General features: G+C 73.9%; 1 pseudogene. It reads left to right on the top strand.

From position 1 onward, the window contains the following. Positions 1-131: pseudogene (locus ACLBX8_RS32160) on the top strand (DUF6101 family protein); the annotation flags it as partial. Positions 132-283: the final 152 nt, after the last annotated feature.

Here is a 283-nt window from a genome sequence, read left to right as displayed (position 1 = left end):
TCCGCATCCGTCGCCGCCACGCCGGTCTCGGCCGCCGTCGCCCGCGCTTCCTGGTCCGCCGCAAGACGGGCCGGCTGCCCGCGCGCCCGCAGATCTTCCGCGGCGAGAACGAGATCATCGCCCGCACCTGAGGGTGCCGACGGTGCCTAGAACAGGTTGCGCAGCAGCGCGTCGGCGGTGAGGCCGACGAACAGGATCAGGCCCGCGTCCCGCTTCGACCGGAACAGCGTGAGAGCCCCGCGCCCGTCGCGCTCGCGCAGCGACAGGACCTGCCAGGCGAGGT

Source organism: Methylobacterium sp. D48H (assembly GCF_053345715.1).
Note: the sequence above shows the minus strand (reverse complement) of the source record. Positions and strands in the feature narration are given on the sequence as shown.